Origin of the sequence: Mucilaginibacter terrigena (genome assembly GCF_004168255.1) — a bacterium.
Lineage (GTDB): Bacteria > Bacteroidota > Bacteroidia > Sphingobacteriales > Sphingobacteriaceae > Mucilaginibacter > Mucilaginibacter terrigena.
Window position 1 is genome coordinate 62,146 of sequence record NZ_SEWG01000005.1, and the last position, 24,115, is coordinate 86,260.

Genomic DNA, 24,115 nt, shown 5'->3' on the forward strand with positions numbered 1-24,115 from the left:
TGTTTAAACGTGTTTTGGCCGGTATTAAGTGGATTGTATGTAGCTGTGCAACTGCTCTATAGTTTCTTTTTGCGAGTGTATAGTTTCGTAAACCACATCGTTGATGGAGATGATACCGCAAAGCTGTTCTTCCATATCAAAAACAGGCAGGTATCGGATGTTGTTCTCGCTCATGATAAGCATGCAGCTATCAACAGACGACTCGGGCGTTATTTTAGGGAAGTTGTTACTCATGATCTCGCCAACGGTGGTATCGTCCGAGTGTTTACCCATTAATATGATCTTACGGGCGTAATCCCTTTCGGTTACCAGGCCAAGGTATTGGTCGTTTTCGGTAACTACTACCGAGCCGATATTTTTTTCGGACATCAGTTTCAGCACGTTTAAAACAGTGGTTTGGGCGGGCACAGCAATAACGTTGCTGCCCTTGCGGGCAAGGATGTGTTTTACGCTTTTCATATAAATTAAGGTTATTGGAGACCTCAATTTACAAATAACTAATAGAAAAACAATAAGTTATATTGAAAAAATAAATTGGACGGGTTTAATTGATGGCGATCACCTTATCCTTTAATACCCCAAAAATTCTGTCGGCTTTGCGGCTTAGTATAGCCACCTTTCCCGTAAATTTCCCAAACGATGGCAGTATGGCCTGGTTTTTACCAAACGCGAAGCATGGCAGCGTAACCTTTTGCCTGCCCCTGCCAACCAGGCTAACGCCGGGGTGGATATGGCCGCATAGAACATATCCATCTTCCTCTTTTTTCTCCGGATCGGCCAGCGGGTGATGAAGCATCAGGAACGGACCGACAACCAAACGTTTGTGCAGGATGACGCCGAGGTCGGTGTAATGTTTATCGCTAATGATATCGTGGTTACCCTTTATCAAAATGATCTGCAACCTGGGAAACTGACTGCGCCAAAGCACAAACCAATCCCAGTCGTTATTCATATCGCTGTGGAACAGGTCGCCCAAAAAGATCACCTTATCCGGGCGGTGTTCGTGGATAAGGTCGGATAGCATGGCCAGGTCGTCCTGCTCCATATTGCGGGGAATAGCGATACCCGCCTTGCGGAAATGCCCCACCTTGCCAAAATGCACATCGGCAGCAATCAGGGCTTTTTCCTGCTGCCAGTAAATGGCCTTTTGAGGTAACAGTAACAGATCCTGGTTTAAAAATTGGAAAGGGGTGCCCGCACTTATCGTCATATCGGGGGCAAAGATAAGAATTGTAAGCCTCTCCCCAACCCTATCCGAAGGAGAGGGAGTGAGTTAGGTGGTGAATGGTTGAGTGGCTGCTTTATAGTGAACACCTGCCGGAGAGTTTACTCACCCCGCGGCACTGCGTGCGCGACCCTCTCTGCTTCGCAAAGAAGATAAGAAATTTGAAAGGTTTTTATACCCTCTTTCCGCGTAGCGAAGAGAGGGTCGACCAGCGAAGCGATGTCGGGGTGGGTAAACTCTTAGAGCGATATAGTAACCGATTACTAATTATTGTAATATTGTTTTATGGAAATTAAAGAAGCGCAGCATCTTGTAGATAACTGGATAAAAACAACCGGGGTAAGGTATTTTAACGAACTGACCAATACCGCCATGCTGATGGAAGAGGTTGGCGAGGTTGCCCGCATTATGGCAAGGCAATACGGCGAGCAATCGTTTAAAGCATCGGATACGGAAGTTAACCTGGCGGATGAAATGGCCGATGTGCTGTTCGTACTCATCTGCCTGGCTAACCAAACCGGAATTGACCTGACGGACGCATTGGAGAAAAACATGCAGAAGAAAAGTATCCGCGATGCCGAAAGGCATCAGAATAATGAGAAACTAAAATAGCATTCTGCGTTATATAATTCCATAAACAAAAATAAAACAGAATATTATTCTGTTTTATTTGCGATATCAAAATATAATAATGTAGATTTGCTATTGACTAATCAAATCTATGTTATTATGAAAAAGTACCTATTTATACCGTTTGCTGTTGCCCTGGCATTTGCAGCTTGTAAACATGAACCATCCCACAACAAAGGCGAAAGCGTGAGCGAAGTGCGTTTTGCGCCGCCTGTTGTAAAGCCCGATGCAGAAAGTATAGACGCAACGGCCGAAAAATCAATGGAAGTAGCGATGCCTGAGGCAAATGCAATACAGATTGACGAACCCGTTGGCGTTGCCGATGTTAAACAGGTAGTTGAAGAAAGGCCGGCGGAGGTACAAAAGAAGATCATCAAAGAGGGCGATATCCGTTTTGAAACGAGCGATGTAGCCAAAACCCGCAAACAAATTATCGCTTCATTAAAACATCTCGGCGGCTATGCGGAGGACGACAGCGAAACCACCGACGGAGATGCAGGCAGTAAGGAATATACCCTGAGCGTTCGTATCCCTGCCAAAAACTTCGATGCCTTTTTGGGTACGGTTTCATCAACTGCCACCAAAATAGATAGCCGCAACATCCACATAAAAGATGTTACCACGCAATTTATTGATACCAAAACCCGGTTGGATAATAAACTACAGCTCGAAAAACGTTACCTGAACCTGCTAAACCGTGCCGATAAAATGCGCGACCTGCTTGATATTGAGGAGAAACTGACCCAGATCCGCAGCGAGATAGAATCGACCCAAAGCCAGCTGAACTATATGAGCAAGCAGGTTGATTACAGTTCGCTAACTGTTACGTTTTACACCAAACAACCGGAACAGGTTGCAGCAGGCAATGGGTTTGGTTACAAACTAAAAAATGCGCTGATAAACGGCTGGGAGTCATTGCAAGGCCTGTTCTTTGGTTTATTGGCAAACTGGTACTTGCTACTAATGATTGCGGTACTTATCATTTGGATAAGAAGATGGAGAGGTAAAAGAAGACTGGCTAAACAAGCTTAACCAGCCGCTCGCCATGAAGAACCGGTATAGCGGTTGTCAGATTAACCTGCAGGCAAAATTCAATGTCTTTTTCTATACCCAATTTTCTGAGGCGCTCGCCGTGCGATGTTTTGCCAAGGTATTGGCTAATATTGTTTTTACCGAGATGGAACAGGTCGTTAGCGGCAATGGCGGGGTCGTCTAACGTGTAGGCGCCGGTCTTTAGCTGCTCTATTACTGCACCGGCAAAAAGGGTGTCCTCCAAATTAAAATTGTTTTGCCAGCCGGCGCAAACCAGCAGGATGTTTTCCGGCTGTGTTTTTAACCAGTTACAAAGCGCTGTTAAATTTAAAAAAGAACCTATGACAACCTTTTTGGCCTTGCGCGATAAATGCAAGGCATGCGTTCCGTTGGTGGTAGTAAGTACAATGGTTTTACCGGCTACCTTTTCGGCGGTGTACGAGAATGGAGAGTTGCCAAAATCAAACCCGGCAACTACCTCACCGTTGCGCTCGGCAGCCAGTAAATAGCCAAGGCCTTTCTGGCGGTAAGCGGCGCATTGTTCCACTTCAGCTACCGGGATAATAGCCTCTGCGCCATTCCCGATCCCATAACAAATAGAGGAAGTAGCCCTGAAAATATCTATCACCACCACAATATAATTTTCAACATTATACAAGGGGATCAGGGCAGGGGTTAGGCAAACGTCTAAACTTCGTGTCATTGGGTCATTGAGTCATTAGGTCATTGGAAAAAACATTAGGTCACTGGTCACAAAAAATGACACAATGACCTAATGACACAATGACGGGCAAAGCCCTTATTTATAAAACGGCGGTTTTACCACCTGTGCTTTTACTTTATTATCGCGGATAAGGATATAGATCTCGGTGCCTTCTTTGGCAAATTCGTTTTTCACATAACCCAGGCCGATAGCTTTTTGCAACGATGGCGACTGGGTGCCCGATGTTACCCGGCCTATAACGTTGCCATCGGCATCCACGATCTCGTAATCGTGGCGGGGGATACCGCGGTCTATCATTTCAAAGCCTACCAGCTTGCGTTCTACACCTGCTGCTTTTTGTTGCTGTAAAGCCTCTGAATTGGTAAATGTTTTGCTGAATTTAGTTACCCAACCCAGTCCGGCCTCTAATGGCGATGTGGTATCGTCTATATCATTACCGTAAAGGCAAAAGCCCATCTCTAAACGCAGGGTATCGCGCGCGGCCAAACCAATTGGTTTTATACCGAATGGCTCACCTGCTTTAAATACCTCGTTCCAGATAAATCCGGCGTGCTCGTTATCAAAATAGATCTCGAAACCACCCGCACCAGTGTAGCCCGTTGCAGATACAACTACATTTTCGATACCGGCAAACCGGCCTTTTTTGAAGGTATAATACTCCATCGAACCCAGATCGATATCTGTAAGGCTTTGCAGCGCGTCGGCAGCTTTAGGGCCTTGTACGGCAAGCAGCGATGTACGGTCTGATATATCTTTCATCTCCACACCGTTGGTGTTGTATTTAGAGATCCAGTTCCAGTCTTTTTCTATGTTAGAGGCGTTAACAACCAGCATGTAAGTTTTCTCGTCTATGCGGTAAACCAGCAGGTCGTCAACAATGCCGCCGTCCTCGTTTGGCAGGCAGGAGTACTGCACTTTGCCATCGTATAGTTTAGATGCATCGTTGCTGGTAACGCGCTGTATCAGGTCGAGCGCGTTCTCGCCTTTTAAAATAAACTCGCCCATGTGGCTTACATCAAACACACCCACGCCTTTGCGTACGGTATCGTGTTCGGCATTAATGCCAACGTATTGTACGGGCATGTTATACCCGGCAAATGGTACCATTTTAGCACCCAGGTTGGTATGTACTTGTGTTAAAGCTGTATTCTTCATTTATTATTTTTTGTCGCGTGGCAAAAATAGCAAAATAGCTGTAGTGAACAGGCTTGTTTATGCAATTGATTTATAAAAATCAGCCAGCTGGCGGGTTACGGCATTTACATCGTGCTGCTCCTCTATCAGCTTACGGGCGTTACGCCCAATTTCACGGCAAAAATGCTCGTCGGTAATGCATTTTTTAACGGCCTCGTAAAACTCATCCAAATTGTTGGCAATGATGATATTGTTACCATTCTCGATATTGATGCCCTCGGCCCCAAGCGAGGTAGAGATAATACATTTTTCCATCGCCATCCCTTCAACGATCTTCACCCGCATACCACCACCCGAAAGCAGCGGTACTATCATGATGGATTTGCTGTTCACAAATTCCAGCGCATCGTCAACTTCGCCGTGGATAAACACTTTGCCCAGCACTTCGTAATCGTCGAACCGCTCGGGGATGTTATGGCCGGCCACGTAAAATTTGGCTTTCAGGCTGCCGTCGGTAAGGTCTTTATGGAAATTATCAATAAACCATTCTATCCCCTCGCGGTTGGGCAGCCAGTCAAGCGAACCCAGGAAAAACAGGCTTGGGTAATCGGTTTTGGTATAGTCGGGGTTGTAAAGCGAAAGGTCTATCCCGATAGGCAGCACCGTAAGTGGGATGTCGGTGCCAAAGGATAGCATAGAAGTTTTATCCTGCGCTGTAAACACCACCATGCCGTCAAATTTATTCAGCAATTCCAGCTCATAGTTTTTTATGCGGCGGGCCAGCAGCTGCAGGTACCAGCGCTTAAACGGGTCGCTTTTTTGCTGGGCCAGCTTTTGCCAAACCTGGTGCTCGATATTATGCGCCCTGAAGATTACTTTTGCTTTTGAATTTCTGCGGATAACCCCAAGGTATGGCGCAACAAAAATGCCCTCCAACTGGATAATATCGTACTGGTTTTCCTGCAGGTTTTTTTGCAGGAGTTTCTCGAACCCGGCGTTGTAGTACTTATCAATATTGTACGAGTTGTTGGTAAACAGGTTGCTCACCGCCTCTATCATGGTAACGCGGGTATCAATATCGTACTCGGTGTAGTTTATTTTATCAAGCAGTTCGTCGCGTTCGCGCGGGGCGCTGTTCTTTTTAACATTGAGGGATATCAAAGTAACATCGTGCCCAAGGCCAATAAAACCTTTAATGGTATTGCCAACCACTATGGGGTAGCCCCCATTCTGCGGGAACGGCGCACGATGTGTTAATATCAGAATCCTCAAAACGCGTAGATAATTGGTAAGGCAAAGGTATTAATCCTTACAGGGTTTGGCAAGCCCCCTCTAAATCTCTCCCGGTAGGGGAGACTTTTTCTTAATGCCTCTCTCCAGCCGGAGAGGGGTTTGGGGTGAGGCGTTTTCAACAAACTCTTCAGAAATTGGTACGCCCCTTTGGCCCGGCTGGGTAACTTTAAATGTTTTACGGTGATATGGTGTGTGGCCGCGTTCTAAAACCATTTTACGGTGACTTATAGTTGGGTAGCCCTTGTTGGTATGCCAGTCGTACTCGGGGTGTTCTAAAGCAATCTGCTTCATATAATCATCGCGGTAGGTTTTGGCCAGTATGGAAGCCGCAGCAATGCTGAAGTATTTGGCATCGCCCTCTACAATACAATGGTGCGGGATTTCGCCGTATTTATTAAAGCGGTTGCCATCTATAATTAAAAACTGGGGGATGCAAAGCAGCTTATCAATTGCGCGGTGCATGGCCAGAAAGGATGCGTTAAGGATATTGATTTCGTCTATCTCGGTATTATCGCACCAGGCCACGGCGTGGGCAATGGCTTTTTCTTCTATCTCGATGCGCAGCTGGTACCGCACTTCTTCGGTAAGCTGTTTAGAGTCGTTTAGCAAGTGGTGGTCAAAATCGCGGGGCAGGATAACCGCGGCGGCAAAAACAGGCCCGGCAAGGCAGCCGCGGCCGGCCTCGTCACATCCTGCTTCAATAAAATCGTGCTGGTACCTTGCTAATAACATCCGTTCGCGCTTGCTTCCTCTGGTGCAAATATCTTAAAATAAGCCGTGCGCATACAATACCTGTTGATAAATAAACTATGGATGGTACAATTGTTCAAACTAACAACTATTACGAATGTTAAACATTTGATGAAGAAATTAGTATTTATCGCCTTTGTTTTTTGCAGGATAAACTGCTTTGCCCAAAAGCATACCCCATTGCCACACGGAATGGTTTTTGGCGATAAACCTACTGAGATAGCGCCAGTACCTGCCGAAAAGATAGAAACCCTTATGGGAAAAAAAATCCGCCAAACTACGGCCATCGTTGGCAGGATCATCCGGGTTACCAAAGAAAAAGGCGGCTGGTTTGACATGGATGCCGGCAACGGGAAAGTGATTGCTGCGCATTTTAAAAATTACAACATCAGGCTCCCCGAAGCCATAAACGGGCGTACGGTAATTATCGAAGGTGTAGCCCAGCGCCTGCTAACGGCAGATGATATGCAGCACTTTGCAGGCGATACGGTTACCGGTGCCAAACAGCACCAGGAAAAGGTTAACCCCAAAGCAAGGATAACATTTGAGGTGAGGGGGTTGATGGTGGATAGGTGAGTTTGCAGTTTTAAAAATGTCATGGTTAGCTTGTCGAACCATTAGCCGTTGGGCCTGCGCGCCCTTCAACAGGCTCAGGATGACCGAGCGTGCATATTGCAACGATGGTTTCACTTCCTTCGGTGGGAGGAGTGTGGCGGTCGGTGTTGTGGGAGGGGGTTCATCGCTTGGTTACCTTATTAAACAAAATAGCGATGGGTATAAAACCCATCGCTATGTCAAAAAGCTTTACGCTTTATTCCTTTCAGCTTTACGCTACCTATGCAAACCTTGCTTCTTTTCGTAATGATGCCGGTTCTACGTGCAGGTAATCGGCAAAAAGCTCCCGCACCTTCTCGGCTACCTCGGCGCGGTTTATGGTTGATGCGTTGCGGCGGCAGCTCAGATAATGCTCGCGGGCAATTTTTTCGGCAAGGTCGCCAAGGGTTTTTACCTTTAGCTCCTTGCCAAATTTACCTGCAAGTACCAACCCTGTAACCGCAATACCGGCCAAAATAAACCCGGTTATATTATTATAAAATGACAGGGTAATAGCGGCCAGCAATAATCCGGCAAAGCCGTAAACAATCCATTGCTTAGGCTGTAACAGGTTAACGTGGAAACCCATTTCGCTTTCCAGTTCGCCTACAACTTCAATACGGTTATCGCGGGGAAAAAGCTCACAAAGTTTGGTCTGCGGCCTCAACTCGCATTTTTCAATGGGCTTTTTGGCGTTAATGGCGTTACGCAATTTGTAAAAGGCCTGCTGCGTGGTGCAGCTGTCGCTTTGTACTAATTTAACTTTTTCAACCACCAGGTCGCATAGTGCGCCAAAGGTTTTTATTGTGCTAATGTCGTTGTCTGTGAACCTGATATTGAACGATCTTTCGATCTTTAGTAAAACATCACTTACATCCTCCGGGTCGATATTGCTCAAATTACCAACCGGCGCATTCTTCAAATTAACTCTCAATACTATAGTACTAAATTAAACCATCCAGCGCCGTAAAATTAACGGCGGCTAATCCTAAATTCAAAACTGATGCCAGTTTTAAATTACTTGCTCAAATACATTGATTTTTCTTTATACAGATGCCTGAAATAAGGGTCTTCCAGATCAGGGATAAACCTGATGGCTTCGCCTGTAGATTTCATTTCGGGGCCCAGTTGTTTTTCAACCTCAGGGAACTTATCAAACGAGAACACAGGCTCTTTTATTGCATATCCTTTAAGCTTGCGCTCAATGGTAAAATCCTTTAATTTGTTTACGCCAAGCATTACTTTGGCGGCTATGTTTATGTAAGGTACATCGTATGCTTTAGCTATAAACGGCACCGTACGCGATGCGCGCGGGTTAGCCTCTATCACATACACCTTATCATCTTTAACCGCGAACTGAATATTCAGTAAACCGCGAACGTTAAGGGCACGTGCAATTTTTTCGGTGTATTCTTCCATTTGGCGTATCACGTTGTCGCTCAGATCGAACGGTGGCAGTACCGCGAATGAATCGCCTGAGTGGATACCGGCCGGCTCGATATGTTCCATCAAACCAATAATGTGCACATCCTCGCCATCGTGGATAGAATCAGACTCGGTTTCGGCAGCGCGGTCAAGGAAGTGGTCAATTAATACCCTGTTACCGGGTAAATTTTTCAACAGGTTTACCACAGCTTTCTCCAGATCCTCATCATTTATCACAATGCTCATGCCCTGGCCGCCAAGCACGTAGCTTGGGCGCACCAATACCGGGTAACCTACCTCATGTGCCACAACCAATGCTTCTTCGGCACTTTCGGCAACGCCATATTTAGGGTATGGGATTCCCAGTTCTTTCAACAGGTCGCTAAAGCGGCCGCGGTCTTCGGCAACATCCATGTCATTGAATGATGTACCGATTATCTTAATGCCATGCTGATGCAGCTTTTCGGCCATTTTAAGGGCTGTTTGACCACCCAGCTGTACAATTACGCCTTCTGGCTTCTCCATATCGATTATCTCGCGTACATGCTCCCAAAATACGGGCTCAAAGTACAGCTTGTCGGCCATGTTAAAGTCGGTTGATACAGTTTCGGGGTTACAGTTGATCATGATTGCTTCGTAACCGCTTTCTTTGGCGGCAAGCAGGCCATGTACACAGCTGTAATCAAACTCGATACCCTGCCCGATACGGTTCGGGCCCGATCCTAATACGATGATCTTCTTTTTATCGGATACGATTGATTCGTTCTCGCCTTCGTAAGTTGAGTAATAGTATGGTGTTTTGGCAGCAAACTCGGCCGCGCAGGTATCCACCATTTTGTAAACACGTTTTATGCCCAGGGCTTTGCGGCGCTGGTAAACGTCCTCTTCGGTTACGTTACCTAAAACGTAGGCAATTTGCGTATCCGAGAAACCACGTTGTTTAAGGGTGAAGAAGAAATCCTCAGGAATATTATTTAATGAGTAACGACGAAGTTCTGTTTCAATGTTTACCACATCCTGGATCTGGTTCAGGAACCAGCGGTCAATTTTGGTTACCTTACGGATAGATTCGATAGGTACACCCAGGCTCATGGCATCGTAAATGTGGAACAACCTGTCCCAGCTTGGATGCTCAAGGCTGTGCATGATCTCGTCCAGGTTGCGGCTCTGGCGGCCATCGGCACCAAGGCCGGCACGACCAATCTCTAAACTCTGGCAAGCCTTCTGTAGAGCCTCGATAAAGCTGCGGCCAATACCCATTACCTCACCTACCGATTTCATGGTAAGGCCAAGCTCGCGGTTAGCGCCTTTAAATTTATCGAAGTTCCAGCGAGGGATCTTCACGATCACGTAATCCAAAGTTGGCTCAAAGTAAGCCGAAGTTGTTTTGGTGATCTGGTTCTCTATTTCGTCGAGGTTGTAACCAATGGCCAGCTTCGCAGCTATTTTAGCGATTGGGTAACCTGTTGCTTTTGATGCTAATGCTGATGAGCGAGATACACGCGGGTTTATCTCTATGGCGATGATCTCTTCATCTGCCGGGTTTACCGAAAACTGTACGTTACAGCCACCCGCGAAGTTACCAATGGCACGCATCATTTTGATGGCCTGGTTACGCATTTGCTGGTAGCAGCGATCGCTCAGGGTCATGGCCGGGGCCACGGTTATAGAGTCGCCGGTGTGGATACCCATCGGGTCGAAGTTTTCGATAGAGCAGATGATGATAACGTTATCATTGCCATCCCTTAATAACTCCAGTTCGTATTCTTTCCAGCCTAAAACCGCCTGCTCTACCAAAACCTCGTGGGTTGGCGATGCCTGCAGGCCACGGCTTAGCGCCGCGTCAAAATCTTCTTTTTTATGTACAAAGCCTGCGCCTTTACCACCAAGGGTATAACTTGGGCGGATAACCAGCGGGAAACCAATTTGCTGCGCGGCCTCTTTACCTTCTAAAAACGAGTTGGCAATTTTTGATGTAGCCACCCCAACGCCTATATCAACCATTAACTGGCGGAAGGCTTCGCGGTTCTCTGTTTTTTCGATGGCATCTAAATCAACACCAACTATTTTAACGCCATATTTTTCCCAAATGCCACGTTCGGCAACGCTGATGCAAAGGTTAAGCGCTGTTTGCCCGCCCATGGTAGGCAGCACCGCATCTATCTGGCGTTCCTGTAATATTTTCTCTATGCTTTCCGGCTCAAGGGGTAAAAGGTAAACGTGGTCGGCAATAACCTTATCGGTCATGATGGTTGCCGGGTTGCTATTGATGATGGTTACAGATATACCTTCATCTTTCAACGAAAGCGCAGCCTGCGAACCGGCATAATCAAACTCACACGCCTGGCCTATAATAATAGGGCCCGAACCAATAATTAAAACGGATTTGATGGAAGTATCTCTGGGCATAGTTTTTTAAGTCTTAAGTCTTATGTCCAAAGTCTTAAGCCAGGGTCTTAGATCAAGCGATAAAAGACTAACGACTACCGACTAAGGACTTGAAAATCCTATGCGCTGAAAGGCGAAAAATCCCGACCTCAGCGTCGGGGTGCAAAGATAGTAATTTGCGGGGATTTGAAATTTAAATTTGTAATTTTAATGTGATATCCGCTTCGTGTGTTATGCTGATGATATACAAATCATTAATTATTTTTAATTGCACTACTAAAAACTACCTTGCACAATATAAAATCATGAAAAAATCCTTACTTATCGCCACCCTTTTTATTTGTGTTATTTGTGGCTGCGCCACGGTACAATCCATTGTAAAATCAACCTTCCCTTACACGGCCGCGGTGGTTATACCTGCATCGGCACCGGTTGGCACAGCGCAAACCGCTACAAGTACCGGCAACAGTTTCGACCAAAATTTTGGTAACACGGGCACCAGGGTTAATGATGTGCGCATTGTCTCTGCAAAAATATCGGCAGGAAATCCGTCAGAGTTTAATATTGGCAACCTGGCATCGGCTAAAATTTATATGTCGAAAATGAATGGCGATGAAGAAGTTATGGTAGCATCGCGCAGCGATATTGGCCCTAACGTGGGTAACTCGCTGGTGCTGGATATCGATAACACCAAGTTTTTGGATGCGCTTATCCGCGAAAAAAGTGTGCGGATCCGCATGGTTTACCACCTGCGCAATAAAATTGATATTGATGCCAGGTTAAAAGTTGTACTGGGCATATCTGCCAGCCCGGCCAATTAAGCAGTTACTTTAATAATTTATTATTCGCATCAGGAAATACCAATATAGGTTCGTATGCACGGGCTTCTTCGGTTTCCATGTAAGCGTACGACATGATGATAACAACATCGCCAACCTGCGCAAGCCTTGCGGTTGCGCCGTTAAGGCATACGGTACCGCTGCCGCGTTCGCCTTTTATAACGTAGGTTTCAAAGCGGGCGCCGTTATTATTGTTCACTATCTGTACCTTCTCGTTAGGGATAATGTTGGCCGCTTCAATAAGATCCTCATCAATGGTAATACTGCCAACATAGTTCAGTTCGGCCTGTGTTACCTTAACGCGATGAAGTTTTGATTTTAATACCTCAATGATCATGGCGCAAAGGTAGGAATAATTGGTTGATGGTTCATAGTTGATGGTTCATGGTAATGTTTTGCATTTGTAATATATCTATGACGGTTCTATGAACATATGCCATTAACTATCGTATCAACACATTATCTATCAGCCTTGTTTTACCCACGCGGGCAGCGGTTAGGGCTACAATAGTTAGGCTGTTACTATTGGCGGGTAAAAGCGTTTTACCATCTACTATCCTGAAGTATTCGGGCTGTACGCCATCTTCAGCGCCCAGCCTTTCCATAGCCTGCTGCTGTAGGGTGGCTATATCATCGCCGTTAAAATTGGCTTTAACCCAGTTCAAGGTTTTTGATAGTACAAGCGCATGCTGCCTGTCTGCGGGCGTTAAATGAATGTTGCGCGAACTCATGGCAAGGCCGTCGGGCTCGCGTTCAATTGGGCACATCACCATTTTAACAGGGATGTTCATCAGCTCTACCATCCGTTTAACCACCATAAACTGCTGGTAATCTTTTTGGCCCATATAAAGCGTATCGGGCTTAACAATATCCAACAGTTTATATACCACCTGCGTTACACCCTGATAATGGCCGGGCCTGAATTCGCCTTCGAGCAAATGCTCCAGCGGGCCTATATTTAAATGCCATTGCTCATTATCGTCATAAATTTCGCTTACACCGGGGTAAAACAAAACATCGCAGCCTGCTTGCTCCAGTTTGGCTTTATCAGCTTCAATGGGGCGGGGATAATTTTCCAGGTCTTTGGGGTCATTAAACTGGGTTGGGTTTACAAAAATGCTGCAAACGGTAACAGTGTTGGCCTCTTTAGCCTGCGTAATTAGCGATAGATGGCCGTTATGCAATGCGCCCATGGTAGGTACAAACCCAATGGTTGCAGTGGTTTGCGCAGCTAAAAATTCCCGGAGATGCCGGCGGGTAGTAAATGTTTTCAAGCTAAAATAAGGTTGCGAAAATTTGGTAAAGGTGTACAAATACTTAAAAACTACCAAACCCTATTGCACAAGTGGTTGCCAGTTCATATAATAATGCTTATATTTGCAAACTCAAATTTTTTGACTTCTTTACATTTATTAATACTGATTAGTGATGGGTAAATCTAAGCTTTTGTTCATAACTCATGAAATGTCTCCTTTCCTTGAACTCACAAAAATTGCCGAAATAACACGCCAGCTTCCGCAAGCAATGCAGGAAAAGGGGTTTGAAATACGCATTTTGATGCCGCGTTTCGGGAATATTAATGAGCGCAGGAACCGCTTACATGAAGTTATCCGCTTATCGGGGATGAATATTGTTATAAATGATAACGATAATCCGCTGATCATAAAGGTTGCTTCAATCCCTGCAGCACGTATGCAGGTGTACTTTTTAGATAACGAAGAGTATTTTCAGCGTAAGCATGTGTTTAACGATAAAGACGGTAAGTTTTATGCCGACAACGATGAGCGCATGATCTTCTTTTGCAAGGGCGCTTTAGAAACCGTTAAAAAACTTGGCTGGGCACCTGATGTTATCCATTGCCATGGCTGGATGAGCGCTTTAGTGCCTGCGTATTTAAAAACAACATACAAAGACGACCCTACCTTTAAAAACTCGAAAGTAGTTTATTCTATTTACGGCAATGATTTTAAAGAAACAATGGATCCTGATTTTGCACGTAAAGCTGTAATGGGCGATATGACCGAAGCAAACACCGAAGTTTATAAAGAGGGCACCAACAATGCCATGTATGCAGGTGCTATCCACTACAGCGACGGTATTGTATTAGGCAGCGCCGATATTGATGCAGATGTGTTAAATAATGTTAAAAACAGCAATAAATCGGTATTAGAATACGTTTCCACTTCTGATTTCGAAAATTATTACAATTTTTACGACGAAATCACCAACGATCAATTGGTGGATGTTGCATAAGCTTTAAAATTATATATGAAATTTTACAAATTAGGCTTATTAACCCTGTTAATAAGTCTTTTTATTTTGAATAGCTGTAAAACCCAGGATGGCATAGGCCTGGACCCGGATACGCAGATAAAGGGTAGCATGGTAACAGACACCGGTATGATAGCCACTACTGTGCCCGAGGATAGTGTTGTAACTAATAATTTATTTGCCAGGGCGCCTTTGGCGTATTTTAAAGACACGGATTTTGGCACTACCGAAGCGAATATAGCCGCGGTATTATCTTTACCCGGAAGGGCCGCTTACACGAAGCCCACCGGCGAAATCAGTATTGACTCGGCCCGGTTAGTTTTGCCTTATTCCTCCAATGGTTTTTATGGTGATTCGCTTATATCAACATTTAAGGTAGATGTACACCAGCTTACTGAGAATATTGTTGCTTCAAAATCATACTATAACACCAAACATTTTGCATTTAACCCCGACCAGATAGGTACAAAAACCTTTTATGCAAGGGCTCATGACAGCATACGTATATATCAGATTATTAAAGGCGCCCCGGATACTTTAAGAAAAGTAAGGCCGCAAGTGCGCATACCTATAGACCCTCAGTTTATTTATACTAATTTTTTTAACGCTTCGGCATCCGCGCTGGCCTCTAACCCGTTGTTTGAAAATAATACTAAAGGGATTTACCTCACAATAGATAAAAACCATGTTACAGATGGTGCCGGCGGTAATATGTTTTTCAGCCTCGATTCGGCAGCGTTAGTGGTTTATTATAAACTGGCTGTAGGATCTACCGTAGATACCGCGTCAATAGCTTTGCCATTGGGTGTAAACGTGAACGAGATAAAGCACACATACACCGCAAATGTACAGGCCGCTTTAGATAAAACATCAACAGATGGCAATGTATATATGCAAGGGCTTTTGGGGCTAAAGGCTAAATTAACGTTCCCGAATGTCAAAACCATGTTCGATTCTATACAGAATAAGGTAATTATAAACCGGGCCGAATTAATTGTTAAAGTGAGGCCCGGTACTACTACGCCCTTTGCGCCCAATAAACGATTAACGTTATATAAATACGATATTGCTCATCAGCGTATAAACCTGCAGGATGCGTCCACTTCAGACCCGCGTGCATCTGTTTTTGGGGGGCAGTATGATCCTGCAACCGGCGAGTATCATTTTATAGTAACAGCTTATATGCAAGATCTTATCAGGGGGAAAACAGTAGATTATGGCACGTTTTTAGCGCCTACCGACCCAACCACAGCCAATATTGATATTACGGCTACCCCATCGTATGCGGAACGATCAATACTGGTAGGAAAGGACTCCCCATACCGGATAAGGCTTAAGATAATTTATACCAAATTAAACCAGTAAAAAACTTTTTAAAGGCATTGAAAAATACCCCAAATGGGGTATTTTTTTTTATATCCGTTTTTTAGCATTGATAATGCTATTTATCTCCTTACTTTTGTCGCACATCTAATTCTATTTTTTACATCAAAATTCTATTCATTTATGTGCGGCATAGTAGGTTATATAGGTTTTAGGGATGCCTATCCAATAGTAATAAAAGGACTTCACAGGCTTGAGTACAGGGGGTACGATAGTGCAGGTATCGCGTTAGCAAATGAGGGGCTGAAACTTTTTAAAAAGGCCGGAAAAGTAAGCGACCTGGAAGCGCATGTTAGCGGCGAAGACCTTGCCGGTTCGGCTGGTATGGGGCACACCCGCTGGGCAACCCACGGCGCGCCAAGCGACAGGAATTCGCACCCGCACTCATCGGGCGATAGAAAACTTACTATCATACACAATGGTATAATCGAAAACTATGCTACCCTTAAAGAAGCGTTATTATCAAAAGGCCATGTGTTTAAAAGCGATACCGATACCGAGGTATTGATACACCTGATAGAAGAAATAAAAGACGTAACCGGCCTTGGCCTGCGCGAAGCCGTAAGGCTTGCCCTGAACAGGGTTGTAGGTGCTTATGCCATTGTTATTATGAGCGAGGAAGAGCCTGACGAACTTATTGCCGCCCGCAAAGGCAGCCCGATGGTTATTGGCGTTGGCAAAGGCGAATACTTCATTGCATCAGACGCTACCCCTATTGTTGAATACACTAAAAACGTTATTTATTTAAATGATAACGAAATTGCCTATGTAAGGCGCGATGACCTGCTGATAAAGCACATTGATAATACCATACAAACCCCGTATATACAGGAACTTGAGCTTAAGCTGGAAATGCTTGAAAAAGGCGGCTACGACCACTTTATGCTTAAAGAGATATACGAGCAGCCCCGCTCCATCCGCGACTGTCTGCGAGGCCGTATATACCCCGAGCAAGGTTTGGTTAAGCTTGGTGGTATAAAAGAGTATATCGAGAAGCTTAAAAATATCGACCGTATTATTATTGTGGCTTGCGGTACATCGTGGCATGCCGGGTTGGTTGGGGAGTATTTGATAGAAGAATACGCCCGTGTGCCGGTAGAGGTTGAGTACGCGTCGGAGTTTAGGTATCGTAACCCTATAATTTCGTCGAAAGACCTGGTTATAGCCATATCACAATCCGGTGAAACGGCCGATACCATGGCAGCTATTGAACTGGCTAAAGAAAAAGGCGCTACCATATTTGGCATTTGTAATGTGGTGGGGGCATCTATCCCGCGTATAACCCACGCGGGGGTTTATACCCACGCCGGGCCGGAAATTGGTGTAGCATCAACCAAAGCGTTTACTGCGCAGGTAACCGTGTTAACCCTTATAGCTTTCTACATAGCCCAGCAGCGCGGTACCATTACCGAAAGTAAGTTTATTGAATACCTTACCGAACTGGACGAGATCCCCGCATTGGTAGAGCAAACCTTAAAATGTAACGATACCGTTAAAATAATTGCCGAGCGTTTTAAAGATTCGGCTAATTGCCTGTTCCTGGGCCGCGGCAGTTCGTTCCCTGTTGCTTTAGAGGGCGCGCTTAAGCTTAAGGAAATCTCTTATATCCATGCAGAAGGTTACCCTGCTGCCGAAATGAAACACGGGCCTATCGCGCTTATCGATGCAGATATGCCTGTGGTATTTATTGCAACTAAAAACTCATCGTACGAAAAGGTGATCAGTAACATACAGGAAGTAAAAGCACGCGGCGGCCACGTTATAGCCATCGTATCAGAAGGGGATACCGATGTTAAGGAGATGGCCGATTACACCATAGAGATCCCGTTAACAGGCGAAACCTTTGTGCCATTATTAGCTACCATACCGTTGCAACTGTTATCATACCATATTGCGGTAATGCGCGGCTGTAATGTAGACCAGCCACGTAACCTCGCCAAATCGGTGACGGTGGAATAATAAGTTCAGATGTGAGATATTAGATGTGAGATTTGAGACCCTGAACAGGGTCTTAAATCTCACTTTTTTTAACGAGTTTTTCATCTTACATCTAAAATTTCACATCTCAAATCTAAATTGGAACAATCCTTGCCATAATCTTTTAAACTAAAATTAATATTATGGCACATCGTGGAAAACGGGGGCCCTGCTGGGCAGGCTACAAAATAGCGGGTATGAAAAAGAAAAATGGCCGAAAAGTACCTAACTGTATAAAGGCAGCTACCAAACGCTCGCCATATTAGCTGTAACCAGGCATTCCGATCATTGCCCGGTGCTGCTGGAGTTGGAGTTTTAGCCCAATGTCAATATAAAAGGGACACCGAATAGCCTGCCGCTTGCCAAACAACCACATCATTCATGCGTTATTATTTAAAAAACGAATAACCATGAATACTCCAGATAGCCCCACACCCGGCAATAAATTTCCTTTAGAAGGCGAAACCGGCGACCCGAAAGTAAATGCCGCCGAACAGGATGTGATCACCAATAAAGATGACACCGAAAAGGCCACCAACAAGGACGGCGTTGTTGCCGATATAGGCGGCATTGCCGAAACCCTGAGTGAAAGCGAGCCCACAACCGAGCTGAACGCCGACAACCACATTACCAATAACGATAGCGCCGGCACTGATGAACTTGAAAATGATGAGCGATTTTAAGCCCTAATAAAATGAATACTAACAGCAGCCCAACCGGCTGCTGTTTTTGTTTACACCCACCGCGCATCGGGTTGAAATTTAAAAAATGCGTAAATCCCGCAGATATATATACGTGATAGACGGTATTTTATCAGAATTGGCAAAACCTACTTTTATAGCTTCCCCTTAAACTGTAAATCCGCCGGTTCTGATTAAGAATGCACAAATTAAAATTTGCTTTAGTCCTGCTGCTTAGCTTTTTGCTGAGTAATGCTTTCGCGCAGGATAAAGTCCGGGTAGATTCATTGGTAAAAGTGCTTAAAACCACCAAGCAGGATACTGTTAAGGCAAAGGTGTACTACAACCTGATGATGGAGTATGTGGATGCCGACAGCGCCCTGGCGATCAAATACGCCAACAGCGGTATGGCCCTTGCCTTAAAAAGCCATGCTGATAAAATATTAGGCAATATCCAAAACAACCTGGGTACCTTCTACAACTTCCGCGGCGAGCGCAGGATAAGCGATTCGCTGATAAACCTCGCGCTTAGTACCCGCCTGCGGATAAAGGATAGCCTTGGCGCGGCCTACTCGCTCATGAACCTGGGGCACAATAACTATGACCAGAACAGCTACGTAAACGCACTGCGCTTTTACACCGAAGCCGCCCGCATCCGCGCTAAGATCAACGATAAAAAAGGCCTGGCCGGTTCCTACATCTGGATAGGCAATGTGTATTACGAGGGCATTATCAACTATCCCCGCGCCTTAGAGTATCATGGCAAAGCCCTCGAGATCTATAAAGAACTGAACGATGAGCTTGGCCAAAGCTACGCCTACTCCAATATGGCCAATGTATATATGGAGCAAAAAGATTATGACAGATCGTTAAAGTATAACCTGGCATCGCTTAAGCTCAAATTAAAGTTAAATAACGTGCGGGGTATTGGGGTGCTGTATAACAATATTGGCAATATGTACTTCTACAGCGGCAAACCCGATAAAGCTTTGCCTTATTATTATAAATCATTAGAGATCCGTAAAAGCCAGGACGATAAGATAGGCGTGGCTACATCCTACGTAAACATAGGCAACGTATACTTAGACAAAAACGACTTGGCTAAAGCGCAGGACCTGATGCTGAAAGCCATTGCCATTTCAAAAGAACTTAACTTTAAAGTAGGCCTGCGCGATGGGTACCTGTCGTTGTTTACCATTTATAACCGCAAAAAGGATTATCCAAAAGCTATCGAATATTTTAAGCTGCATACCGATTATAAAGATTCGACGATGAACGAGGCTTCGGCAAAGCAGATAGCCGAGATCCAAACCAAATACGAAACCGAGAAGAAAGAAGAGCGTATAAATTTGCTTAATAAACAAACGCTGATACAGCAATTAAAAATAGATAAGCGAAATACCACAATATTTATAATATGCTGTATATTTATTGTGTTTGCTGCTTTTGCTTACCTATTTTATAACCGTTACCGTTTAAAACAGGCCGCCATTTTACAGGCCGAAGTAATGAGGCAGCAGGACATGGCCACAAAAAGCATTATAGAAGCTGAAGAGAATGAGCGCAGGCGTATAGCCGGTGATTTGCACGACGGTGTGGGGCAGCTGCTATCGGCCACGCGGATGAATTTTGATACCTTACTGGAGCGATTAAATATAGCCGATACTGAAACGCGCGAACTGGCCGATAAAACCATGGCCATGGTTGATGAAAGCTGCAAAGAGGTACGCACCATTGCACACCAGATGATGCCGAACGTGTTGCTTAAGCTGGGGCTTACATCCGCGCTGCGCGATTTTGTGAATAAGATAGACTCGCACAGGCTTAAGATAGTGCTTGATGTTGCAGGCTTGGCAAACCGGCTGGATAGCAGTATAGAGATTGTGCTTTACCGGGTGATACAGGAAACGGTGAACAATGTAATAAAGCACGCCAAAGCATCCTTACTGGATATACAGCTACAGATGGAAGGCGACGAGGTATCAGTGACCATTGAGGATAACGGGCGGGGGTTTGATACATCAGACAAAGAAAAATTTGAAGGCATTGGGTTAAAGAACATCATAACCCGTGTTGAATATTTAAAAGGCACGGTAGATATTTCATCATCGCCGGGCAAAGGTACACTGGTTGCTATTTTAATTCCCCTAAACTAATATGGAAGCTGTAAAACGTATTTTTATTGTAGATGACCACCAGATGGTTATTGATGGCCTGAGGCTAATAATTGACACCATTAGCGGCTTTGAGATAGTTGGCGAAAGCACCAGCGCCACGCAAGCCCTTGATTGCCTTGCCGCCCTGAATGCCGATATTTTGTTAACCGATGTAAGCATGCCCGAAATGAGCGGCATCGAACTTACCCGGCTGGTAAAAAAGAAGTTTCCGCATATTAAGATCATTGCCCTGTCCATGTTTAGCGAGAGCCAGGTGGTTGCCGAAATGATTGATGCCGGCATCAGCGGGTATATCTTAAAAAATACCGGCAAGCAGGAACTGATAGAAGCGCTTAACAAAGTATCATCAGGCCAAAATTATTTTGGGCAGGATATTACCCTGCAGCTCATGAAATCCTTTAAGCGCAACCAGGACGAATCATCGCGCCTTACCGACCGCGAGATAGAGATCATCCGTATGATAGAGCAGGATTTTGGCAACAAGCAAATTGCCGATATGCTTTTTATAAGCGAGCGCACTGTAGAAACCCATCGCAAAAACATCCTGCGCAAAACCAACACCCAAACAGTGGTAGGCCTGCTTAAATATGCCTACGAACGCAAGATCATTTAATATGTTCCTGATGTTGTCTTGCGGTTAGTACGTACTAAAAAATGCCCTTTAAAGGCGATTGTACAGCCTTGCCGCTTTCATCAACTTTGTTTACAACAAACAACTTAAAAAAACAAAGCGATGAAAAAACTTAAAAACGCATTTATACTAACAATGCTAATTGCCGTAACAGCGGTATCATGTAAAAAGGATGACAACGTTAAGGCATCTACCGGGGCGGTAACCGTAAAAGCAAGCAACTATGGCTTTGATGGTGTTAACGGCACAAACTTTACAAGCACAAAAGCAGCAATCGTACAGGTGGGCAACCTTTGGACGTTGACTGCTATCCGTGATAATGGTAACGAATCCATCACTATCGTATTAGGTAATGTAACCGGTGCAGGTACATTTAGCCTTGACGATACCAACAACGACGGCAATGGAGCTGTGTTATTAAAAGACTACACTAAAACTGCCGATCCGACATTAAATTACAGTACTGCTTATGCCGCAACTGGTGGCATGACAGGTGGCGGCGAGGTTAAAATAACCAAGCTTACCGATACAGAAGCCGAAGGTACATTTTACATAGTTGCCCACACACAAGCCGGTAAAGAGGCTTTTGTTGAGCAAGGCACTTTCACAGGTAAAGTAACCAAACAATAATATCAACTAAACCTCAACTAAAAAGGTGGCCCCGGATATTCGGGGCCGCTTTTTTTATTTACTGTGCGAGAAAAGCCACGGTATTAATTGGGGTTCGGCAAAGGCATCGTCCCAGCTGTTGTGGTCGTCATTAGGGTAAACGGTAAACTTTGGGTCGCCGCCGGCTGCCTTAATGGCATCAACCATTACCTGCGAATGTTCAAACGGCACCACACTATCCTTAGCCCCGTGGAAGATCCATAGCGGCACTTTTTTCGCATACTTTTCGGCATTGTTGGTATTATCTCCGCCACAAATGGCAAAAGCGGCCGCAAATACTTTTGGCTTGCGCCGTAACATTTCAAATGTACCCATACCCCCCATAGACAGGCCGCCAATGTAAACCTGTTTATCATTTATAAAAGGCTTATCAAGCAGTTGGTCAACCAGGCCAAGCAGGGCGTGCATGGCGGTAGTGGGTTCGCCGCCTTCCTGAAAGTTGAAAACGTATTTATTGGCCGTGTTCTGTTCTATTTTTACGTTGGACCAAAAGCTGTTTGCCGGGCATTGCGGGAAAACTACTATAGCAGGGTAGTTTTGGCGGATAGTATCGTTCAGAAACAATTTTGGCCCATATTTAATTTGTGCTTCATTATCGCTGCCGCGTTCGCCCGCGCCGTGCAGCACAATGATAAGCGGGTATTTTTTAGTTGGATCGAACTTTTTGGGGAACAAAATACGGTACGCAAGGGTATCCGTTTTATTGATGAACGAGCCCCTGTCAAAAGCGCTGTTGGTTTGTGCCTGCGCTAAAAAAGGCAATGCCAGGTACATGGTACCCAGCATTGCCAATATTGCTAATTTTTTAAATGTCATTGATAGAAGTTTAATTTCGGTTAACCCTTTTTAAACGTAAATTAACGCCTTTCTATCTAAAACCTGCAAAGTATTTTATTAAAGCACAGGCTAATAACTATTTACCAGCAAGTGCAGGGCTTTGAAAATCAAGCTTTTTTAACCCCTGCTGTACTTCGGGGCAGCTCATAAATAACTTCCATAACAGGCCGCTGCGGTAATTCTCTATCATCACCACAATCGGCCCCTGGTCAATAGCCAGGTACGATTTTGCATACCAGTTATGCGATTCGCTAAAGGCATCGGTAAACCCATATTCGCCCCATATTTTGTCCCCTAAGTCGTAGTAAAAATGACGCAGCGCCTTCATGGAATATTCTGGTGTATACGGGAAAGCGGATAATGCGGCTGTCGGGCTTATTACACCTAAATCGTTATTGGGGGCATGGGCGTTGTAGCCCTCGTAGTTATCGCTTGCGGTTAAGCCCCATGAGTTTTCGCCGTAACCTTTGTACTTTTTAGGGTTATCAATACAATATGCCCGGTTAATAAGGGTATGGTTAACGTTTTGCTCCCAGTAATCGGCATAACGGTCTTTTAAACCTTTAGGGTTTAGCCCAAGGAAAGAATATTGAGAAAAGAATAACGGCCCGCCATACGGGAAGCCTAAAGGCAACTTATAGCCGTAATAGGTATGCCCGTTCTTAAAAAAGTCGCTTTGTGCCCAGCCGCGGTGGTAAACATCGGCGCTAACCGGGTAGCGGTCTGCAGATGCGGCAAGGATATATGTTATTAAACACTCGTTAAACCCGCGGATAGGGAAATTCATTGCCCATCCGTTGTTTGGGCTCCAGTGCCAGTACAGGTTATCGCGGCCTTCGTGCGTGTACCAGCTCCATTCCACCTCACCCCAGATCCAGCTGATAACATCGCGTATGCGGCGTTCTTTTGGGGTATTGGCGGCGTAGTATTGCTTGGCGCACAAAAGCCCCTGCAGCAGGTAGGCGGTCTCTACCAGGTCGCCGCCATCATCTTTGCGGCCAAAACGGATGGTTTTACCGGTTTCTCCATTTAACCAATGCGGGAACACGCCATGGTAAGCATCGGCCCTGAATAAAAACTCAACTATCTTAAGCATCCGGTCAACAGATTGGTCGTGTGTAATAAACTTCCTGTGATCGGCCGCTATCATGGCCATAATACCAAAGCCGGTACCGCCGGTGGTTACTACCTCGTCGCCATAATCAAAAGAGCGGTTGCTGCGTTCGCGGGCAAGGCCGCTTACCGGGTGCCCAAAATCCCAAAAGTAACGGAACGTTTGGCGCTGTACCACATCTAACAGCGCGCTGTCGCCGAGGTTTTTTATGATCCCCACCGGTTTTATACCACCCGTATTGGTAGCAGGCTTTTGGGCCACGCAGCAAACGGATGCTATTGCCATAAAGGCTGATAGTAATATTTTCTTCATCAGTTAATTTATTAATAGGTTAATAAAGCC

General features: G+C 45.1%; 24 protein-coding genes. 12 read left to right on the forward strand and 12 right to left on the reverse strand.

The genetic code is table 11. The annotated features are described in order from the left end of the window. Positions 1–24: 24 nt before the first annotated feature. Positions 25–459, reverse strand: coding sequence for a CBS domain-containing protein (locus EWM62_RS13010; RefSeq protein ID WP_129877110.1), 435 nt, complete (start codon positions 457–459; stop codon positions 25–27). An 85-nt stretch (positions 460–544) separates the two neighbouring features. Next, positions 545–1,210, reverse strand: coding sequence for a ligase-associated DNA damage response endonuclease PdeM (gene pdeM, locus EWM62_RS13015; protein ID WP_129877111.1), 666 nt, complete (start codon positions 1,208–1,210; stop codon positions 545–547). 300 nt (positions 1,211–1,510) lie between these two features. On the opposite strand from pdeM, the gene EWM62_RS13020 reads away from it, so the two are divergent. Together EWM62_RS13020 and EWM62_RS13025 are read left to right on the forward strand one after the other, a co-directional pair. After that, a complete protein-coding gene (locus tag EWM62_RS13020) occupies positions 1,511–1,837 on the forward strand; it encodes a nucleotide pyrophosphohydrolase (RefSeq protein WP_129877112.1) in 327 nt (108 codons plus the stop codon). Between the two features lie 117 nt (positions 1,838–1,954). Then, positions 1,955–2,887 carry a DUF4349 domain-containing protein gene (locus EWM62_RS13025; protein ID WP_129877113.1) on the forward strand — a complete coding sequence of 311 codons (933 nt, stop codon included), beginning with the start codon at positions 1,955–1,957 and terminating at the stop codon, positions 2,885–2,887. On the opposite strand, the gene EWM62_RS13030 is transcribed toward EWM62_RS13025, so the two are convergent. The 4 genes from EWM62_RS13030 to EWM62_RS13045 all read right to left on the reverse strand — a co-directional run bounded on the left by EWM62_RS13030 (position 2,874) and on the right by EWM62_RS13045 (position 6,770). Then, positions 2,874–3,590 carry a 2-phosphosulfolactate phosphatase gene (locus tag EWM62_RS13030; protein WP_129877114.1) on the reverse strand — a complete coding sequence of 239 codons (717 nt, stop codon included), beginning with the start codon at positions 3,588–3,590 and terminating at the stop codon, positions 2,874–2,876. The two genes, EWM62_RS13025 and EWM62_RS13030, sit on opposite strands and share 14 nt — an antisense overlap. A 96-nt stretch (positions 3,591–3,686) precedes the next feature. Next, the gene (gene gcvT, locus EWM62_RS13035) at positions 3,687–4,766 is read right to left on the reverse strand and encodes a glycine cleavage system aminomethyltransferase GcvT (protein ID WP_129877115.1); all 1,080 of its coding nucleotides are present in this window, start codon (positions 4,764–4,766) and stop codon (positions 3,687–3,689) included. A gap of 57 nt (positions 4,767–4,823) precedes the next feature. After that, positions 4,824–6,017: a glycosyltransferase family 4 protein gene (locus EWM62_RS13040; RefSeq protein ID WP_129877116.1), complete on the reverse strand. Its 1,194-nt coding sequence runs from the start codon at positions 6,015–6,017 to the stop codon at positions 4,824–4,826. 60 nt (positions 6,018–6,077) lie between these two features. After that, the gene (locus EWM62_RS13045) at positions 6,078–6,770 is read right to left on the reverse strand and encodes a ribonuclease HII (protein WP_129877117.1); all 693 of its coding nucleotides are present in this window, start codon (positions 6,768–6,770) and stop codon (positions 6,078–6,080) included. Between the two features lie 129 nt (positions 6,771–6,899). Between EWM62_RS13045 and EWM62_RS13050 the strand changes: the two genes are divergently transcribed. After that, on the forward strand, positions 6,900–7,364 hold the full coding sequence (locus EWM62_RS13050) for a DUF4920 domain-containing protein (RefSeq protein ID WP_162499837.1): 465 nt from the start codon (positions 6,900–6,902) through the stop codon (positions 7,362–7,364). 259 nt (positions 7,365–7,623) lie between these two features. Here EWM62_RS13050 and EWM62_RS13055 read toward each other — a convergent pair whose 3' ends face one another. Next, on the reverse strand, positions 7,624–8,316 hold the full coding sequence (locus tag EWM62_RS13055; RefSeq protein ID WP_129877119.1) for an acyl carrier protein: 693 nt from the start codon (positions 8,314–8,316) through the stop codon (positions 7,624–7,626). Between the two features lie 83 nt (positions 8,317–8,399). After that, complete coding sequence (gene carB / locus EWM62_RS13060; protein ID WP_129877120.1) at positions 8,400–11,216, reverse strand: carbamoyl-phosphate synthase large subunit; 2,817 nt, start codon at positions 11,214–11,216, stop codon at positions 8,400–8,402. A 284-nt stretch (positions 11,217–11,500) separates the two neighbouring features. On the opposite strand from carB, the gene EWM62_RS13065 reads away from it, so the two are divergent. Beyond that, on the forward strand, positions 11,501–12,016 hold the full coding sequence (locus tag EWM62_RS13065; protein WP_129877121.1) for a hypothetical protein: 516 nt from the start codon (positions 11,501–11,503) through the stop codon (positions 12,014–12,016). 4 nt (positions 12,017–12,020) lie between these two features. On the opposite strand, the gene panD is transcribed toward EWM62_RS13065, so the two are convergent. After that, positions 12,021–12,371 carry an aspartate 1-decarboxylase gene (gene panD / locus EWM62_RS13070; protein WP_129877122.1) on the reverse strand — a complete coding sequence of 117 codons (351 nt, stop codon included), beginning with the start codon at positions 12,369–12,371 and terminating at the stop codon, positions 12,021–12,023. Positions 12,372–12,477: 106 nt separating this feature from the next. Further along, positions 12,478–13,308, reverse strand: coding sequence for a pantoate--beta-alanine ligase (gene panC, locus EWM62_RS13075; protein ID WP_129877123.1), 831 nt, complete (start codon positions 13,306–13,308; stop codon positions 12,478–12,480). Between the two features lie 154 nt (positions 13,309–13,462). Between panC and EWM62_RS13080 the strand changes: the two genes are divergently transcribed. The 8 genes from EWM62_RS13080 (at position 13,463) to EWM62_RS13110 (ending at position 21,783) form a co-directional block, all read left to right on the forward strand. Continuing rightward, entirely contained in the window at positions 13,463–14,287 is an 825-nt protein-coding gene (locus tag EWM62_RS13080) for a glycogen/starch synthase (protein ID WP_129877124.1), read from the forward strand. A gap of 15 nt (positions 14,288–14,302) precedes the next feature. Continuing rightward, positions 14,303–15,670 carry a DUF4270 domain-containing protein gene (locus EWM62_RS13085; protein ID WP_129877125.1) on the forward strand — a complete coding sequence of 456 codons (1,368 nt, stop codon included), beginning with the start codon at positions 14,303–14,305 and terminating at the stop codon, positions 15,668–15,670. A gap of 141 nt (positions 15,671–15,811) precedes the next feature. Then, positions 15,812–17,647, forward strand: a complete 1,836-nt coding sequence (glmS, locus tag EWM62_RS13090; RefSeq protein WP_129877126.1) for a glutamine--fructose-6-phosphate transaminase (isomerizing) — start codon at positions 15,812–15,814, stop codon at positions 17,645–17,647. Positions 17,648–17,808: 161 nt separating this feature from the next. After that, positions 17,809–17,931: a hypothetical protein gene (locus EWM62_RS19690; RefSeq protein WP_262708473.1), complete on the forward strand. Its 123-nt coding sequence runs from the start codon at positions 17,809–17,811 to the stop codon at positions 17,929–17,931. Between the two features lie 144 nt (positions 17,932–18,075). After that, positions 18,076–18,348 (forward strand): hypothetical protein, encoded by a 273-nt coding sequence (locus EWM62_RS13095; RefSeq protein WP_129877127.1) that lies wholly within the window; start codon positions 18,076–18,078, stop codon positions 18,346–18,348. Positions 18,349–18,545: 197 nt separating this feature from the next. After that, positions 18,546–20,501, forward strand: coding sequence for a tetratricopeptide repeat-containing sensor histidine kinase (locus tag EWM62_RS13100; RefSeq protein WP_129877128.1), 1,956 nt, complete (start codon positions 18,546–18,548; stop codon positions 20,499–20,501). Position 20,502: 1 nt separating this feature from the next. Beyond that, entirely contained in the window at positions 20,503–21,135 is a 633-nt protein-coding gene (locus tag EWM62_RS13105; protein ID WP_129877129.1) for a response regulator, read from the forward strand. Between the two features lie 120 nt (positions 21,136–21,255). Continuing rightward, positions 21,256–21,783 carry a hypothetical protein gene (locus tag EWM62_RS13110; protein ID WP_129877130.1) on the forward strand — a complete coding sequence of 176 codons (528 nt, stop codon included), beginning with the start codon at positions 21,256–21,258 and terminating at the stop codon, positions 21,781–21,783. A gap of 54 nt (positions 21,784–21,837) precedes the next feature. Here the strand turns inward: EWM62_RS13110 and EWM62_RS13115 are convergent, their stop codons facing one another. Then, complete coding sequence (locus EWM62_RS13115) at positions 21,838–22,638, reverse strand: carboxylesterase family protein (protein WP_238989341.1); 801 nt, start codon at positions 22,636–22,638, stop codon at positions 21,838–21,840. 97 nt (positions 22,639–22,735) lie between these two features. Next, positions 22,736–24,085, reverse strand: a complete 1,350-nt coding sequence (locus EWM62_RS13120) for a glucoamylase family protein (protein ID WP_129877131.1) — start codon at positions 24,083–24,085, stop codon at positions 22,736–22,738. Positions 24,086–24,115: the final 30 nt, after the last annotated feature.

Excerpts from the sequence above, each read along its gene's own strand:
- gcvT (WP_129877115.1), bottom strand. The coding sequence starts at position 4,766 with ATGAAGAATACAGCTTTAACACAAGTACATACCAACCTGGGTGCTAAA.
- EWM62_RS13045 (WP_129877117.1), bottom strand. The coding sequence starts at position 6,770 with ATGTTATTAGCAAGGTACCAGCACGATTTTATTGAAGCAGGATGTGAC.
- EWM62_RS13105 (WP_129877129.1), top strand. The coding sequence starts at position 20,503 with ATGGAAGCTGTAAAACGTATTTTTATTGTAGATGACCACCAGATGGTT.
- panD (WP_129877122.1), bottom strand. The coding sequence starts at position 12,371 with ATGATCATTGAGGTATTAAAATCAAAACTTCATCGCGTTAAGGTAACA.
- pdeM (WP_129877111.1), bottom strand. The coding sequence starts at position 1,210 with ATGACGATAAGTGCGGGCACCCCTTTCCAATTTTTAAACCAGGATCTG.
- EWM62_RS13085 (WP_129877125.1), top strand. The coding sequence starts at position 14,303 with ATGAAATTTTACAAATTAGGCTTATTAACCCTGTTAATAAGTCTTTTT.
- EWM62_RS19690 (WP_262708473.1), top strand. The coding sequence starts at position 17,809 with ATGGCACATCGTGGAAAACGGGGGCCCTGCTGGGCAGGCTACAAAATA.
- EWM62_RS13050 (WP_162499837.1), top strand. The coding sequence starts at position 6,900 with ATGAAGAAATTAGTATTTATCGCCTTTGTTTTTTGCAGGATAAACTGC.
- EWM62_RS13080 (WP_129877124.1), top strand. The coding sequence starts at position 13,463 with ATGGGTAAATCTAAGCTTTTGTTCATAACTCATGAAATGTCTCCTTTC.
- EWM62_RS13120 (WP_129877131.1), bottom strand. The coding sequence starts at position 24,085 with ATGAAGAAAATATTACTATCAGCCTTTATGGCAATAGCATCCGTTTGC.
- EWM62_RS13025 (WP_129877113.1), top strand. The coding sequence starts at position 1,955 with ATGAAAAAGTACCTATTTATACCGTTTGCTGTTGCCCTGGCATTTGCA.
- EWM62_RS13030 (WP_129877114.1), bottom strand. The coding sequence starts at position 3,590 with ATGACACGAAGTTTAGACGTTTGCCTAACCCCTGCCCTGATCCCCTTG.
- EWM62_RS13065 (WP_129877121.1), top strand. The coding sequence starts at position 11,501 with ATGAAAAAATCCTTACTTATCGCCACCCTTTTTATTTGTGTTATTTGT.
- carB (WP_129877120.1), bottom strand. The coding sequence starts at position 11,216 with ATGCCCAGAGATACTTCCATCAAATCCGTTTTAATTATTGGTTCGGGC.
- glmS (WP_129877126.1), top strand. The coding sequence starts at position 15,812 with ATGTGCGGCATAGTAGGTTATATAGGTTTTAGGGATGCCTATCCAATA.
- EWM62_RS13110 (WP_129877130.1), top strand. The coding sequence starts at position 21,256 with ATGAAAAAACTTAAAAACGCATTTATACTAACAATGCTAATTGCCGTA.
- EWM62_RS13100 (WP_129877128.1), top strand. The coding sequence starts at position 18,546 with ATGCACAAATTAAAATTTGCTTTAGTCCTGCTGCTTAGCTTTTTGCTG.
- EWM62_RS13095 (WP_129877127.1), top strand. The coding sequence starts at position 18,076 with ATGAATACTCCAGATAGCCCCACACCCGGCAATAAATTTCCTTTAGAA.
- EWM62_RS13020 (WP_129877112.1), top strand. The coding sequence starts at position 1,511 with ATGGAAATTAAAGAAGCGCAGCATCTTGTAGATAACTGGATAAAAACA.
- EWM62_RS13115 (WP_238989341.1), bottom strand. The coding sequence starts at position 22,638 with ATGACATTTAAAAAATTAGCAATATTGGCAATGCTGGGTACCATGTAC.
- EWM62_RS13010 (WP_129877110.1), bottom strand. The coding sequence starts at position 459 with ATGAAAAGCGTAAAACACATCCTTGCCCGCAAGGGCAGCAACGTTATT.